The organism is Polaromonas sp., assembly GCF_012927455.1.
GTDB lineage: Bacteria > Pseudomonadota > Gammaproteobacteria > Burkholderiales > Burkholderiaceae_C > Polaromonas.
In genome coordinates, this window is sequence record NZ_JABBPE010000005.1 from 134,047 (window position 1) to 147,771 (window position 13,725).

Here is a 13,725-nt window from a genome sequence, read left to right on the forward strand (position 1 = left end):
GGGCGCGGTCGGATTTTTACGGGTTCAAGCGATGGCTGGAAGGCCGCGACCGGTGCAATACTTATGCTGGGGATTTTATCTGTGCACCGGCTGCCCGGAAAACTTCGCTCTCCGCTGAACCTAGAAACGGAACCGACAAATCTCCAAACCCCTGCGTCCAAACCATGAAGCCTTCACACCAACCGTCCTTCTCGGAATCCACGCTGCGCGGCACCTTGTTTCCGGGGGAGGAGGAAACGCTGCCCGCCGCGCCGGCGCGCGCCAGCATGTTCGACGCCTGCCATGTCGGTGTGGTGCTGCGCGCGGTGCTGTTTGTGGAAGCGGTGTTGGGGGTGGGCGCGATGTTTGGCGCCAGCCAGGTGGGCGAGTGGTTGTTGCGCTTTTCCCTGCTGACTGGCGGCGTGCTGCCCGCCACACTGGCTTGGTTAATTGCCGTCTGCGCGCTGAAGACCCGCCTGAACCGGCTGCAACCTTCTTACCAGTGGCTTGCCGGCGTATTGCTGGGAACGGCTGCGGGCCTGTACGGCTGTGGCCTGCTGGCGCTGATGGGGCTGCTGCAGCCGGCGCCCTGGTGGGCCAGCGGCGCCGCCGGCGCCTTGCTGTCGGCCATGGTGCTGGCGGGCCTGTTCTGGCGCGCCAAGGCGCGTACGCCAGCGGCCACGGCGGCGCGGCTGGCGGAGTTGCAGGCGCGCATCCGGCCGCATTTTTTGTTCAACACGCTCAATAGCGCGATTGCGCTGGTGCGCGCCGAACCGGCCAAGGCCGAGGCCGTGCTGGAAGACCTGAGCGAGCTGTTTCGTCATGCGCTGGCCGACCCGGCCGAGTCGGTCACGCTGGGCCAGGAAATCGCGCTGGCGCAGCGTTACCTGGCGATTGAGCAGATCCGCTTTGGCGAGCGCCTGCAGGTGCAGTGGAGCCTGGACGCCAGCGCTGACCAGGCCAAGCTGCCGCCGCTGCTGCTGCAGCCGCTGGTTGAAAACGCTGTCATTCATGGTGTCGAGCCCAGCCCGGGCGGCGCGCACATCAAGATATCAACCCTCAGGCGCGGTGCCACCGTGGTTATCAAAGTCACCAATTCAACGCCCTCTGGCGTGGGCGCGCGCGGCCACGGGCTGGCGCTGGCCAATGTGCGTGAACGCCTGGCCCTGCTGCACGACGTGCAGTCGCAGTTCAGGACTGTCTTCAAAGACGGCGTGTTTCAGGTCCGTCTGGAGATTCCCGCATGACGCTTCCCCACACGACGATTAAGGTACTGGTGGTTGACGATGAAGCGCTGGCGCGCCTGCGCCTGCGTACTTTGCTGGCTGATTGCGTGGCGCCGGCTGCACTGGTAGTTGCCGAAGCCGCCGATGCCGTACAGGCCATGAGCGCGCTGCAGCGCGACAGCTTTGATGCGGTGTTACTCGACATCGGCATGCCGGGGCTGGACGGCATGGGGCTGGCCCGGGTCATTGCCACCTTACCGCAGCCGCCCGCCGTGGTGTTTGTCACGGCGCATTCAAGCCATGCGGTGCAGGCCTTCGAGCTGGCAGCAGTTGACTATCTGACCAAGCCGGTGCGGCTTGAGAGGCTTCAGCAGGCGCTACAAAAAGTGGAGCGCCTGACGCAATCAGAGCGGGCGCTGCAGCCTGATTTGCCTGAGGAGGTGTTGATCATCCAAGACCGTGGCCGGACCGAGCGGGTGCCGCTGGCCGAGGTGCTGTACCTCAAGGCCGAGCTCAAATACATCACCGTGCGCACCGCCAGCCGCAGCTATATTCTGGACGGCTCGCTCAACGAGCTGGAAGCGCTTCATGGCGCGCAGTTCATGCGCATACACCGCAATGCGCTGATCGCCCGGCGTGCCGTGCGAGCGCTGGAAAAACACTTCGACCCCGAAGAAGGCGAGGGCTGGGCGGTTCGGCTCAAGGGCATAGAAGAGTTACTGGTGGTGTCGCGGCGCCAGGTCAGTGCGGTGCGTGGCGCGATGGCAGGATGAGCAGGGCTGGGACTGACGGCCAGGCGCGCCGTTTCGGCGCCATTCAGCGCAAGCGTCCTACACGGTTTCGGCCGTCCCTCGGGTTGAATAGAAAGAGCTTCGAGTCTGGGAAAAGCTTCCAGCGGAACGGTCAACCAGCAGATCCGCAAGGCGGCGCGCGCAGCGATTTATGAAAGACAACATGCCCGAACAAGACGCTGTAGCAGCGCCGCCAGCAGCACAAGCCATGAAGGCCCCCGCCCCGCCAGCCAGCGCCGCGGCGTTGGAGGCCGCTGCGCCCGAACCCGAACGCTTTCATCTGCGCACGCCGGTGGACATCCGCAGTGTCTCGCTGGTGCTGCTGACCGGCCTGGCCAGCCTGTTTGTGTTGCACTGGGCCAAGGCCGTTTTTATTCCGGTGATGCTCAGCGTGCTGTTCAGCTACGCGCTTTCGCCTATGGTCAACTGGCTGGAGCTCAAGCGCGTTCCGCGCTGGCTGAGTTCTGCGGTGCTGCTATTGGCGTTTGTCAGCGCCATGGGCTCAACCGTCTATTCGCTCGGCGACCAGGCCTCGCAACTGGTAGAGGCGATACCGGTAGCGGCGCAAAAGTTTCGCCAGGCCATGAAGACGCGCAGCGGCAAATCAAACAGCACGCTCGACATCGTGCAGAAAGCCGCGGCGCAAATCGAGCAGGCCGCGCAGGAAAGCGGTAACGCGCCGGCTATCACGCGGGGCGCCATGCGGGTAATCGTCGAGCCGGCGCGTTTTGACATCAAAAGATACCTGTGGTCAGGCACCATAGGGCTGATCGCGCTGATCGGGCAGACCACGGCGGTACTTTTCCTAACCTACTTTTTGATGCTCTCCGGCGATACCTTTCGCCGCAAGCTGATCAAGCTGGCCGGCCCCACCCTCAGCAGCAAGAAAATCACGTTGCAGGCGCTGCACGAAGTTACTGGCCAGATCCAGCGCTACCTGCAGGTGCAACTGCTGACCAGCGTGCTGGTAGGCGTACTCACGTGGCTGGCGCTGTTGGCCCTGAAGCTGGACAACGCGCCGGTGTGGGGCGTCATTGCCGGCGTGCTCAATCTGGTGCCTTACGTCGGCTCGCTGGTCACGGCGGCGGCTTCGGGGCTGGTCGGTTTTTTGCAGTTTGGCTCGCTCAACATGGCCATGGCAGTAGGCGGCGCCTCGCTGCTCATACACACCTTGATCGGCAATTTGCTAACGCCCTGGCTGACCAGCCGCGCCAGCCGATTGAGCCCGGTGGCCGTGTTTGTCGGGCTGCTGGCCTGGGGCTGGTTATGGGGTATCTGGGGCCTGCTGCTCGGCGTTCCCATTTTGATGATTGTCAAATCGGTTTGCGACCGGGTTGATGATTTAAAGCCGATTGGCGAGTTTTTGGGGTCATGACATCGCCCCCACGTTCGCTCGCTTCGCGTAGCTCTCTGCCCCCCCGAGGGGGCTGTGTGCCGCGGCTCCGAGCCTGCAGTGCAGGCTTGGACGGCACGCAGAAGGACTGCGTCTTGCAGTCCGGAGCCTGCGGCCCGGCAAAGCCGGTTCCGCAGCCCCTGCTTGCGTGAAGAGAGCGAGGCGGCCATCTGGTATTGCTGATAATCACTGGTTTAAATCAACACCTTGAACGGAAAGAATAATGGAACTGCTGACCGATCCGCAAGCGTGGATAGCCTTTGCCACGCTCACCGCGCTGGAACTGGTGCTGGGTATCGACAACATCGTGTTCATTTCGATTTTGGTGGACAAACTGCCGCGTGAGAAGCAGGAGCTGGCGCGGCGCCTGGGCCTGTTCATGGCCATGTTCATGCGAATCGGCTTGCTGCTGGTGCTGTCCTGGATCATTGGCCTGACCGCGCCGATTTTCAGCGTGCTGGGCCAGGACATCTCGGGCCGCGATCTGATTTTGATTGCCGGCGGCCTGTTCCTGATCTGGAAAAGCACTGGGGAAATCCACCAATCCCTTGAAGGCGAAGAGGGCCACAGTTCGAAGGCAGTGCAGGCCACGTTTGCCGCTGTCATTTTGCAGATCATGGTGGTGGACATGGTGTTTTCGCTCGACTCCATCATCACGGCGGTCGGCATGGTTGACAGCCTGCCGGTGATGATCGCGGCGGTTGTCGCCTCGGTCTGCCTGATGATGCTGTTCGCGCCGGCCATTGGCCGTTTCGTTTCTGATCACCCCACCATCAAGATGCTGGCATTGGCTTTCCTTGTGGTGGTAGGCGTGGTGCTGATTGCCGAAGGGTTTGACTACCACGTACCCAAGGGCTTTGTGTACTTTGCGATGGCGTTCTCGCTTGGGGTGGAGCTGCTCAATATCCGGATGCGCAAAAAGGCAGGCAAGCCCGTGAACCTGCGTGAGGCCTATATGGCTGATGATTCTGAGCGGGGCAAGCGGGATTAGATTTTTGCGGGTTGGCTGTAAGCTGGTTTTTGGTGTCGTATTGGCCTGTAGCCCAATGAGTACGGGCGCAAGTAGCTATTGAATAAATAGCGAATTGCTGGTTGGCGTCTGATGGTTTTTTCAGTTCCAGGGCCGGGGGTAGCCCGGCCAGCGGACTAATAAAAGAAAACAGTGCTATCAAATAAATAGCTGCTTCCACCCATATCCATCGGATTAAAGGCCAATTTAACAAGAATAAACCCGCCCTGTACCGTCCCTACCACGTCAAGCACACTGATCCCTCCCCCACCCCTGACCCTCAAAAAACTCCCGAACCGCTCGCGGAAAAATCAGATGCTCCTGCGTCAACACCCTCGCCGCCAGCGTGTCAGCCGAGTCGCCCGGCAGCACCGGCACCACTGCCTGCGCCAGGATGGCGCCATGGTCCAGCTCGGCCGTCACCTGGTGCACGGTCGCCCCGGCAACGCCGCAGCCCGCATCAAGGGCGCGCTGGTGCGTGTTCAGGCCGGTAAAAGCCGGCAGCAGCGACGGGTGGATATTGATCAGCCGGCCAGCGTAGTGCCGCACAAAAGCCGGGCTTAAGATGCGCATGAAACCGGCCAGCACCACCAGTTGCGGCGCGTGCGCGTCAATGCGCGCCATCAGCGCCGCGTCAAAGGCCTCGCGCGAAGCAAAGTCGCGGTGCGACAAGGTGGCGTTGGCAATGCCAAGGCGTTGTGCCAGGGCCAGCCCCGGCGCATCGGCCTGGTTGCTGAAAACAGCGGCGACGCGTGCGCCAAATTTGTCTTGCCAGGCTTCCTTTTGGGCGGCTCTGGCGATGGCGGCCATGTTGGAGCCGCTGCCAGAAATTAAGATCACGATGTTGTTCATTGTTTTAGGATTATCCCCATGAGAGCACTCACCCCCATCGAAGCCCGCGTGCTGGCCACGCTGATGGAAAAAGCCCGCACCGTGCCCGACAGTTACCCGCTGTCGCTCAACGCCTTGCTGCTGGGCTGCAACCAGAAAACCAGCCGCGACCCGGTGACGGACATCACCGAAGCCCAGGCGCAGGCGGCGGTTGACGCGCTGAAGGCGCGCAGCCTGGTGTTTGAGGGTAGCTCCAGCCGCGTGCCGCGCTTTGAGCACAACTTTCAGCGCGGCTTTGGCGTGACCGAGCCGCAGGCGGTGGTGCTGGGCCTTTTGATGCTGCGCGGCCCGCTGACCCCGGGCGAGCTGCGCACCAACAGCGAGCGCTGGTACAAATTTGCCGACATTGCCAGCGTGGAAGATGCGCTGGCGGGCCTGAAGGCGCGCGGCGAGGACAGCGGCACGGCGCTGGTGGCGCAGCTGCCGCGCGCCGCCGGCATGCGCGAGCAGCGCTGGCTTCATCTGCTTTGCGGCGACGGGGCTTTGGCGGGACTGTCGCCCGCCCAGTTCGGCGATGGCGCTAGCAATCCTGAAGCAGAACCGATTTCCCTGGGCCAGGCCGAGCGGCTGGAACAGCGCCTGCAGGCGCTCGAAAGCCAGGTCGGCCAATTGCAGAGTCAGCTCGCGCACCTGCAGCAAGAGCTCGGCTTGTCTCAAGCCTGACAGCGCCGTGCGCCCCATCGTGCTAAAAATACGAAACTGGAGAACTTCACATGGATTTAGCGTTTACCCCTGAAGAGCAGGCCTTTCGCGAAGAGATTCGCGCCTGGGTCCAGGCCAGCCTGCCGGCCGATATTTCGCACAAGGTGCACAACGCCTTGCGCCTGTCGCGTGACGACCTGCAGCGCTGGGCCAAAATACTCGGCGCCAAGGGCTGGCTCGGCCATGGCTGGCCCAAGGAGTTTGGTGGTCCGGGCTGGAACGCGGTGCAAAAACACCTGTTTGAAGAAGAATGCGCGCTGGCCGGCGCGCCGCGCGTGGTGCCGTTTGGCCCGGTGATGGTCGCACCCGTCATCATGGCTTTTGGCAATACCGAGCAGCAACAGCGTTTTCTGCCCGGCATCGCCAGCGGCGACGTCTGGTGGAGCCAGGGCTACAGCGAGCCGGGCGCCGGTTCTGACCTGGCTTCGGTCAAGTGCCGGGCCGAGCGCGTCGGCAACCAGTACATCGTCAACGGGCAGAAAACCTGGACTACGCTGGGCCAGTACGGCGAGTGGATTTTTTGCCTGGTGCGAACCAGCACTGAAGGTAAACCGCAGGCCGGCATTTCCTTTTTGCTGATCGACATGAAATCGCCCGGCGTGACGGTGCGGCCGATCGTGCTGCTGGACGGCGAGGCCGAGGTCAACGAGGTCTGGTTCGACAACGTCGAAGTACCCGCTGAAAATTTGATCGGCGAGGAAAACAAGGGCTGGACCTATGCCAAACACCTGCTTAGCCACGAGCGCACCAACATCGCCGATGTGAACCGCAGCAAGCGCGAACTGGAGCGCTTGAAGCGCATCGCCAAAGCCGAAGGCATGTGGGAAGACAGCCGTTTTTGCGACGAGATCGCCAAACTCGAAGTCGATGTGGTGGCGCTGGAAATGCTGGTGCTGCGCGTGCTGTCGGCCGAGAAATCGGGCAAGAACTCGCTGGACATAGCCGCGCTGCTGAAAATTCGCGGCAGCGAGATCCAGCAGCGCTACGGCGAGCTGATGATGCTGGCCGCCGGCCCGTTCAGCCTGCCCTTTATCGAAGAGGCCATGGAAGCGGGCTGGCAAGGCAATTTTCCTGGGGGCGTGTCGGCCAATGCGCCCTTGGCATCGACTTATTTCAACCTGCGCAAGACGACGATTTACGGCGGCTCCAACGAAGTGCAGCGAAATATCGTCGCTCAGACGGTACTGGGTTAAAAAATTGTTCCGGGATGGCGACGATTTTTCGCTTTGCGAAACAAGACTGCTCCCCCGCACCCCCTCCGTGAGGGGGCTTTCAGCAAGGCTACACAAGGATTAAAAATGGATTTTGATTTCACCGACGACCAGGAACAACTGCGCGACGCCGTGCGCAAGTGGGTCGACAAAGGTTACGACTTTGAACGCCGCCGCGGCATCGCCAGGGCCGGTGGATTTTCCCGTGCGGCCTACGGCCAGTTGGCGGGGCTGGGGCTGTGCGGCCTCTACATCCCCGAAGCGCAGGGCGGGCTCGGCCTGGGGCCGGTCGAAGGCATGGTGGTGATGGAAGAGCTGGGGCGCGGCATCGTGCTGGAGCCCTTCGCTCAGACGCTAATCGCAGGTGCCGTGCTTTCGGGCTATGCGCCAGAGCCGATCCGGTCAGCCTGGCTGCAAAAAATCGCCGCCGGTGACAGCCTGGTGGTGCTGGCCCAGCAGGAGCGCGCAGCCCGCTACCAATTTGAACAATGTGAAGCAAAAGCGGCTCTGGCCCAAGGTTTATGGGGTCTGACTGCTACTAAAAGCATAGTACCCGCAGGCGACTCGGCGGATGCCTTCATCGTACCGGCGATGATGAACGGCGCGCTGGCGCTATTTTTGGTGGAGCGCGCAGCTGCCGGCGTGACCACGCGCGGCTACAGCACACAAGACGGCGGGCGGGCGGCCGATGTGGTGCTGAAAGACGCACCCGCCACGCTGATCACGCTAGACGGTTTGACCGCCCTGAGCCACGCCCTCGACATTGGCATTGCCGCCAGCTGCGCCGAAGCCGTCGGCGTGATGGACAAGACCTTGGCCATCACGGTGGAGTACATGAAAACGCGCAAGCAGTTTGGCGTGGCCATCAGCAGCTTTCAGGCGCTGCGCCACCGCGTGGCCGACATGAAGATGCAGCTGGAACTGGCGCGCTCGATGAGCTACTACGCCTCGCTCAAGCTCAATGCACCGGCCGAAGAACGCAGCCAGTGCCTGTCGCGCGCCAAGTACCAGCTCGGCGCTTCCATGCGGTTTGTCGGCCAGCAGGCGGTGCAGCTGCATGGTGGCATTGCCATGACGGACGAATACATCGTGAGCCACTATTTCAAGAAACTGACGCAGTTGGAGATGACGTTTGGCGACACGCTGCACCATCTGGGCGAGGTGTCCAGGCAGATGCAGGACACGGCGGGCGTGTTTGCCTAGGGTTTTGGGGACATCCAGTGCTCACCGATCTCGCCCGCTGTCGTGGTGGTCTAGTCCGAGCAATAAAAAGGCCGCTCATGACTTTCGGTGCGTCAATCCCCGGCAAATCGGCCGGCGAAAGTTGCCGGCCGATTTTCCGAACAGCAAGGCCTGCTGAAAACCAGTCGGCCTCTTACTTCAGTGGAACGAAGTACCCGACGAAGGTGACGATCAGGGAGGTATGTTGCGTCGCATCTTGCACAAAGAAGCGGGCAGTTGGGGTGCTCCCAGCCTCGAAATAGATCGTCACCGGTGCAGATATAACGCCAGCGGTTGGGTATGCCTTCGGGATGAAAATCGTGTTTGCATTGCCTTCGATGACGAAGGCATCTATCACTGTGCCGATCTGGGAAGAAACATGGGTAATGACCAACCGTTTCCCGACGGGCACCGAATTGAAAGTAATGATGCATTGCGGGGCACAGGTTGATGAATCCGAGATCGACTTCATTTCTTGGTAGGGATTCAAAACTTGTGGCGCAGGATTAACGTTTAACGTACCCGCAACCGCAACCGGAACCGGGCTCGCCGGGCCATTGATAACGATTACCTGATCGGGTGGCTGGGCGGCCAGCGCGCTGGTCCACGGCAGGCAAAGCGTCTGTAACGCGAGCGCCCCGAGCACGGCGCGCACAGCTCTACCGGGGGTTGGAACAAAGTTCATAACAATCTCCTGAAAAGGTGGGGGTTCGGTTTGTCATGCCAAAAGGGGTCAGCTATTTACGGTGACAAGCAAAGGATAGTTGTGGGCGAGAGGCGTTGCCATCCTCCCCAAGGAGGGGATCGTATATGCGCCGTGCGCGAGACCGCAGCGACGGCGTACGAGGCCTTGGAAGGCGGTCAAGACACAGAGCGCCCAACCCTGTTCCTTCGTGACGCGTGCCACTGTGATATCACAAGAAGATGCCGGCCCTTTCGACACATCTTTTTGTTTTGGAAAACCGACAGGCAACTGTCGCAGCGGTTCAACTCAGGATTGAGGTGTCAAGAACCAAGACGGATTTTTTGGACCGTTGCGGGCTTAGCCCCTTCATGAAAGCACCAGCCGCAGCAGCTCTTCGCGCTTGTGGATGCCAAGCTTGCGATAGACCGTCTGGATGTGTTCCTTCAACGTAGTCTGGCCAATGCCGAGCTGCTTGGCAATTTCACACGTTTCAACGCCCCGGGCCAGCAAAAAACACACCTCGCGCTGCTTGTTCGAAAGCGGCATTTCCTTGATTTTTTGCAGTAGCCACACCTCGATCGGAAGCTTTTTTTTCACGATGACGCCGTAGGAAGAAGGCTTGCCGGTGCTTTCGTGCAGCGCGTAGGCCCGAAGCTGAAACTCGCCCCACTTGTTGGCGATGATCCACGCCGGCGGGTCAGCAGGCAAGTTTTCATCGAACGCGCGCCTGATGCGATCAAACAGCGAGCACAGCGCATGCTGCATGTCGTGGATACCAATAGTCGCCTCCCATCCGGGTGCCATGTTGTCAGCCAGCGCGTAAAGACATAAATCCCTGGCATGCGCCGACTGGTATTTCAACTGGCCTTCAAAGTCAAACACCATCAAACCCGCATCGCCCGCTTCGATAAAGGACTCGGGTGTTTTCGCTTCATGCGAGATGGCATGGGCGATATATGGCAGCGTCTGCGCAAGATTGGCTTCGTCCTCGGCACTGAAATCAGCATCGCCCTTACGTCTAAGCAGAAAAATCAGCCCGAGCGGACCATAGCGATCCCGCAGCACTCCATCAAGGGAATGTTCCAGTCCAAGCGATCCAAAAAGCCGCTCATGGCTTTCGGTACTTTCAAACCCGGGTTTAAAGGGCCAGCGAAAGTTGCCGGTCGATTTCCCGAACAGCAGGGCCTGCCGAAAGGACAGGCCGGCGTCATCAAAAAAGCGCAGGTGATGGTGCTTGAAGTAATCCAGCGCCCTGGCATCGGGTTTTTCGAAGTAGCCGTTGACCACATTGCCCAGTCTGTCGGTCCAGGCGAAATGTATCCGGTCCGACATCACGACCTGATGAAGATCAGCCAAAATTTGCGGCATGACGATGGACGATGTCAATCCCAGACAGCAGGTCTGACGAAGCCTCGCCATTTCCCCGGTTTTTTTGAACATTGCGGGCCCTCCCCAAGCGTTGCATTGTGATTGCACGAAAGCAGACGCGTGCTCTGTGTGCCGTCAGCCACCAAGGCCAAATACCGGTCATAAAGTCACCGCCGTATCTTGTCGCACGGCCCTACGATCCCCTCCTTGAGAAGGATAGCAACTTTACTGGTCAGGAACTATCGTTCGCGTGCCTTCTTACATTTGACACGCACTTGAGGAAATTGATATGTACCCCTTATTGCAATCGAGGCGGCTTTCATCTGCGTTTTGCGTTCCGGTAATCGTGCTCGCATGCGCCGTCACCACACCAATGCGGGCCGACGAAAAGCCGAATGCCACCGCGCTGGAACTCATTGTTCCGTTCGGACCTGGCGGTGGCGCGGACCAGTTGGCGCGCGAAAGCGCGAAGCTTCTCATCGGCATTCTGGCCGCGCCCGTGACAGTGACGAACGTTCCCGGCGCCACGGGCAACACCGGCATGGCCAAGCTGATGGCCGCACCGAATGACTGCACCACGATGGCGGTGCTAACCGCCGATACGTTCTCGTTGCTTGCGTACCTGAACCCGGGCTGGAAAATGGCCGATGTCATCCCGCTGGCGATCATGATGAAACAGCCGTCGGCGCTTTTTCTGCCTGCAAATAGCCGCTTCAAAACCTGGGCCGACTTCGAGAAAGAAGCGCGCTTGCGGCCCGACAAGCTGCGCGTGGCGATCACGGGATTCGGCAGTCCTGACTACCTGATGCTGCAGCAGCTGGCCGCCAAAGGCATCCGGCTGGCTCCGGTGCCGCTAGCCAATCCCGAGGAGCGCTACCGTGCGCCCTTTGACGAACAAGCCGATGCGCTGTACGAGCAGCCCGGTGACGTGCAGTCGCTTATCGACGCAAAGCAGCTTCGGCCCATCATCGTGTTCAACGCCACGCGCCTTGCCGGCTTCAAGGATGTGCCGGCATCCAGTGAACTGGGTTTTGGCAATGGGCGCAACCAGTTCCGCGCCATCGTCGTCAGGGCCGGCACCGATCCGGCGAAGGTCAAGTTGATGTCCGAAGCACTCGACAAGGTTGCAGCCATGCCGCAATACAAAAGCTTTCTTGATAAACAAGAAGCGACCAGCAACAGCTATGTTCCGGCAATAAATGCCGCCGCGTTTATGCAGGGCGAGCTCGATGTCATGAAGAAGATTGTCGAAGCGCTGCCGTTTCACGCGCACTACCTCATCCAGGAGGGGGGGTTCGAGCGCTACGTAGAACCCTTTTGAAGCCGAAACGAACGCCGCTTTTCAGTTAAGCAGGCGCGACGACTTGGGAACGTGCGCCATCAAAAACTCCATCTGGTCGGCCAGAATGCGGCGGTTGCGCAAGATGAAGTCTTCCCACAGGCTGGGCACATAAGGCGTGTACAGCAGTGGCATGTTGGCCTGCTCGGGCGTGCGGCTGCTCTTGCGGTGGTTGCAGGCACGGCAGGCGGTAACTACGTTCATCCAGATGTCGACGCCCTGTTGGGCGAACGGGATGATGTGTTCGCGCGTCAGGTCTTCTTCGTGAAAGTCCCGGCCGCAGTAGGCGCACACATTGCGGTCCCGCGCAAACAGTTTGCCGTTGGTAAGCCCCGGTTTCAGGTCAAATGGATTGATGTTGGGCACGCCCTTGGTGCCAATGATGCTGTTGACGTCGATGATGGACTGCGCGCCGGTGATGGCGTTGTAGCCACCATGAAAGGTGGCGACCCGGGCACCAATTTCCCAGCGCACTTCATCGGTCGCGTAATGCAACACGGCTTCTTCCAGGCTGATCCACGATTGCGGCAAGCCCTGGGCTGAGAGTTTCAAGACCTTCAAACGAACCTCCATGCAGATGGAAAGACGGAAAGATGATGTCAAGCGGAGCGTGTATCAATATACAGTGAATTTATGACGAAAACCCTGCACATGACACTTAACCACGCTAAAGCCAGAGGAAACTGCTCAATCCTTCTTGCGCTCCTGCCACTCATGCCGCTCATGCCACGCCTGCCGGGCTGCCCCCAATCGGCCCCTCAGCTATAAAAACGATAATTGTCCTCATGAAAGTTTTCCGCGGCTACCTTCATCCCGAGCTGGCGCAGCATTGCGCCCTGACGATTGGCAACTTCGACGGCGTGCACCGCGGCCACCAGGCCATGCTGGCGCTGCTTAAAAACGAGGCGCAGCACCACGGCGTGCCCAGTTGTGTCATGAGCTTTGAGCCGCATCCACGCGACTATTTCGCCGCGCTCGCCCGCAAACCGGCTTTGGCGCCCGCGCGCATTGCAACGCTGCGCGACAAGCTGACCGAGCTGGTGCGCTGCGGCATTGACCAGTGTGTAGTGCTGCCCTTCAATGCGCGGCTGGCAGCGCTGTCGCCCGAGGCTTTCATTCAGGATGCGTTGGTGCGCGGCCTGGGGGTGCAGTACGTGCTGGTGGGCGATGACTTCCGCTTTGGCGCCAAACGCGCGGGCGACTACGCCATGCTGGATGCGGCCGGCGAACGCCTGGGTTTTGACGTGGCGCGCATGAACAGCTACGAGGTGCATGGCGCGCGCGTATCCAGCTCGGCCGTGCGTGAAGCCCTATCGCAAGGCGATATGGTCCGGGTAGCGAGTCTGCTGGGCCGGCCATACAGCGTCTCGGGCCATGTGGTGCATGGCCGCAAATTGGGCCGTCAACTCGGCTTTAGCACCCTGAACCTGCGTTTTTCCCACTGGAACCCGGCTGCCAGCGGGATTTTTGCGGTGCAGGTTCATGGCCTGGCGGCGCAGCCGCTGCCCGGTGTCGCCAATCTCGGCATCCGGCCTTCGCTGGACCCGGATGACGTCAACGGTGGGCGGGTGCTGCTGGAAACCCACTGCCTGGACTGGCCGCAAAGCCTGGGCGCAGAAGGGGCGTACGGTAAAATCATTCGTGTGGAATTGCTACACAAACTGCACGACGAACTGAAATACGAGGGTCTGGACAGCCTGAAAGCGGGCATTGCCAGGGACTGCGACGATGCGCGGACATTTTTTGCCCAGGCAGCTCTTGCCGATCCGGACTTTGCAGCCGCCTTACCGTTACCGTTAAACACGCAAACCAGCCGCCAGAGCGCGCGCGACCGAATTTAGACGATCTCGTGCCTCGTCCCCAGCCTTTGCCCCTTGGGCGAACGCCTGACCACCGACCCAATCTCCCTG

At 60.6% G+C, this 13,725-nt stretch carries 13 protein-coding genes; 9 read left to right on the top strand and 4 right to left on the bottom strand.

Annotated elements, in window-relative coordinates; translation table 11 throughout:
• Positions 1 to 164: 164 nt before the first annotated feature.
• The 4 genes from HHJ18_RS06580 (at position 165) to HHJ18_RS06595 (ending at position 4,380) form a co-directional block, all read left to right on the top strand.
• Complete coding sequence (locus tag HHJ18_RS06580) at positions 165 to 1,226, top strand: histidine kinase (RefSeq protein WP_296912958.1); 1,062 nt, start codon at positions 165 to 167, stop codon at positions 1,224 to 1,226.
• The gene (locus tag HHJ18_RS06585; RefSeq protein ID WP_296912961.1) at positions 1,223 to 1,978 is read left to right on the top strand and encodes a LytTR family DNA-binding domain-containing protein; all 756 of its coding nucleotides are present in this window, start codon (positions 1,223 to 1,225) and stop codon (positions 1,976 to 1,978) included. Before HHJ18_RS06580 ends, HHJ18_RS06585 begins: the two co-directional genes overlap by 4 nt.
• 181 nt (positions 1,979 to 2,159) lie before the next feature.
• On the top strand, positions 2,160 to 3,371 hold the full coding sequence (locus HHJ18_RS06590; protein WP_296912964.1) for an AI-2E family transporter: 1,212 nt from the start codon (positions 2,160 to 2,162) through the stop codon (positions 3,369 to 3,371).
• A 238-nt stretch (positions 3,372 to 3,609) separates the two neighbouring features.
• Positions 3,610 to 4,380, top strand: coding sequence for a TerC family protein (locus tag HHJ18_RS06595; protein ID WP_296913499.1), 771 nt, complete (start codon positions 3,610 to 3,612; stop codon positions 4,378 to 4,380).
• A gap of 264 nt (positions 4,381 to 4,644) precedes the next feature.
• Here HHJ18_RS06595 and purN read toward each other — a convergent pair whose 3' ends face one another.
• Positions 4,645 to 5,250 (bottom strand): phosphoribosylglycinamide formyltransferase, encoded by a 606-nt coding sequence (gene purN / locus HHJ18_RS06600; RefSeq protein WP_296912967.1) that lies wholly within the window; start codon positions 5,248 to 5,250, stop codon positions 4,645 to 4,647.
• A gap of 18 nt (positions 5,251 to 5,268) precedes the next feature.
• Here purN and HHJ18_RS06605 point away from each other — a divergent pair, with 18 nt between their 5' ends.
• The 3 genes from HHJ18_RS06605 to HHJ18_RS06615 all read left to right on the top strand — a co-directional run bounded on the left by HHJ18_RS06605 (position 5,269) and on the right by HHJ18_RS06615 (position 8,405).
• On the top strand, positions 5,269 to 5,952 hold the full coding sequence (locus HHJ18_RS06605) for a DUF480 domain-containing protein (RefSeq protein ID WP_296912970.1): 684 nt from the start codon (positions 5,269 to 5,271) through the stop codon (positions 5,950 to 5,952).
• A gap of 50 nt (positions 5,953 to 6,002) precedes the next feature.
• Complete coding sequence (locus tag HHJ18_RS06610; protein ID WP_296912972.1) at positions 6,003 to 7,184, top strand: acyl-CoA dehydrogenase family protein; 1,182 nt, start codon at positions 6,003 to 6,005, stop codon at positions 7,182 to 7,184.
• 105 nt (positions 7,185 to 7,289) lie between these two features.
• The gene (locus HHJ18_RS06615) at positions 7,290 to 8,405 is read left to right on the top strand and encodes an acyl-CoA dehydrogenase family protein (RefSeq protein WP_296912975.1); all 1,116 of its coding nucleotides are present in this window, start codon (positions 7,290 to 7,292) and stop codon (positions 8,403 to 8,405) included.
• A gap of 172 nt (positions 8,406 to 8,577) precedes the next feature.
• Here HHJ18_RS06615 and HHJ18_RS06620 read toward each other — a convergent pair whose 3' ends face one another.
• Entirely contained in the window at positions 8,578 to 9,108 is a 531-nt protein-coding gene (locus HHJ18_RS06620) for a hypothetical protein (RefSeq protein WP_296912978.1), read from the bottom strand.
• Positions 9,109 to 9,474: 366 nt separating this feature from the next.
• Positions 9,475 to 10,548 (bottom strand): helix-turn-helix transcriptional regulator, encoded by a 1,074-nt coding sequence (locus tag HHJ18_RS06625; protein WP_296912981.1) that lies wholly within the window; start codon positions 10,546 to 10,548, stop codon positions 9,475 to 9,477.
• A gap of 217 nt (positions 10,549 to 10,765) precedes the next feature.
• Here HHJ18_RS06625 and HHJ18_RS06630 point away from each other — a divergent pair, with 217 nt between their 5' ends.
• Positions 10,766 to 11,797: a tripartite tricarboxylate transporter substrate binding protein gene (locus HHJ18_RS06630; protein WP_296912984.1), complete on the top strand. Its 1,032-nt coding sequence runs from the start codon at positions 10,766 to 10,768 to the stop codon at positions 11,795 to 11,797.
• A 21-nt stretch (positions 11,798 to 11,818) separates the two neighbouring features.
• Here the strand turns inward: HHJ18_RS06630 and HHJ18_RS06635 are convergent, their stop codons facing one another.
• The gene (locus HHJ18_RS06635) at positions 11,819 to 12,376 is read right to left on the bottom strand and encodes an HNH endonuclease (RefSeq protein ID WP_296913501.1); all 558 of its coding nucleotides are present in this window, start codon (positions 12,374 to 12,376) and stop codon (positions 11,819 to 11,821) included.
• Between the two features lie 224 nt (positions 12,377 to 12,600).
• Between HHJ18_RS06635 and HHJ18_RS06640 the strand changes: the two genes are divergently transcribed.
• On the top strand, positions 12,601 to 13,656 hold the full coding sequence (locus HHJ18_RS06640; RefSeq protein WP_296912986.1) for a bifunctional riboflavin kinase/FAD synthetase: 1,056 nt from the start codon (positions 12,601 to 12,603) through the stop codon (positions 13,654 to 13,656).
• Positions 13,657 to 13,725 lie beyond the last annotated feature (69 nt).